Origin of the sequence: Kocuria aegyptia, from assembly GCF_039530085.1 — a bacterium.
In the GTDB taxonomy this organism is placed as follows: Bacteria; Actinomycetota; Actinomycetes; order Actinomycetales; family Micrococcaceae; genus Kocuria; species Kocuria aegyptia.
On record NZ_BAAAOA010000041.1, the window covers coordinates 1 to 1,208 of the forward strand.

Below are 1,208 nucleotides of genomic sequence, written 5' to 3' on the forward strand. Positions count from 1 at the left end.
GCCCGCAGGCGGCCCTGGTGGAGTGCGCGGACCTGCACGACGCCGTGGCGGTGCACACCCGGCTCGCCGCCGCGGACCTGCCCGGGCTCGTGGACTGCGTGGCCGGCGCGGAGACCGTGGTCGTGCGCGCGAGCACCACCGCCGCGCTGCGGGACGTCGTGCGCGCCGCCCGCGCCGTCCCCCGCGGCCGCGCGGGCTCCGCCGCGCTGGGCGTCTCGCCCTCGGGCGCGCTCGACGCCGCCGCCGCCGGATCGGCCAACCGGCTCGTGGGCAACGGCCCGGGGGCGGCGGTGCTGGAGCACCTGCTGGGCGGGCTCGAGCTGACCGCCCACGGGGAGCACGTCCTGGCGGTCACCGGCGCACGGACGGCGCTGACGGTCACGGGCCCGACCCCGTGGCGTCCCCCGCTCGGCACCCCCTTCGCCCTGCGCGACGGCGAACGGCTGGCGGTCGGCGCCGTGACGGCCGGGGCGCGGGTCTACGTGGGCGTGCGCGGCGGCGTCGCGGTCCCGCCGGTGCTGGGCAGCCGCTCCACCGACACGCTCGCGGGGCTGGGCCCGGACCCGCTGTCCGCCGGCGACGCCCTGCCGGTCGGGCGGGACCCGGGCCGGGCCGTGCGGCTCCCCGAGCCGGCACCGGGCCCGCCCGCGGCGTCCACGGTCCGCGTCGTCCCGGGCCCCCGCGACGACTGGTTCAGCCCCGCCGCCGTGGCGTCCTTCTTCGCGCAGGAGTGGGAGCTGACCGCCTCCTCGGACCGCGTGGGCGCCCGGCTGTCCGGCGAACCGCTGGAGCGGGTGCGCACCGGGGAGCTGCCCAGCGAGGGGACCGTGCCCGGCTGCGTCCAGGTCCCGCCCTCGGGCCTGCCGGTGGTCCTGCTGCAGGACGCGCCCACCACCGGGGGCTACCCGGTGATCGGCGTGGTGCACCCGGAGGACCTCGCCGTGCTCGCCCAGCTGCGCCCCGGCGAGCGCCTGCGCTTCGCGCGGACGCCGGGGCCCGAGCTCGGGGCGCCGTTCCCGCAGGACCGCGCCCCCGGCAGCACGAAGAACGCCGACCCCGTCGGCACCGCCCCGGAGGCCTCCGCCGACACCTCCGCCGACACTTCCGCCGACACTTCCGAGGAGTAGCACCGTGCGCAAAGTCCTGATCGCCAACCGCGGGGAGATCGCCGTCCGCGTCGTCCACGCCTGCGCCGAGGCCGGTCTCGA

2 protein-coding genes are annotated in these 1,208 nt (G+C 79.8%); both read left to right on the plus strand.

All coding sequences use genetic code 11. From position 1 onward, the window contains the following. Positions 1–1,127 (plus strand): 5-oxoprolinase subunit C family protein (locus ABD220_RS14130; protein ID WP_344123593.1); only part of this gene is annotated, 1,127 nt, incomplete at its 5' end. Positions 1,128–1,131: 4 nt separating this feature from the next. Further along, on the plus strand, positions 1,132–1,208 hold a 77-nt coding region (locus ABD220_RS14135; RefSeq protein ID WP_344123595.1), incomplete at its 3' end, for a biotin carboxylase N-terminal domain-containing protein.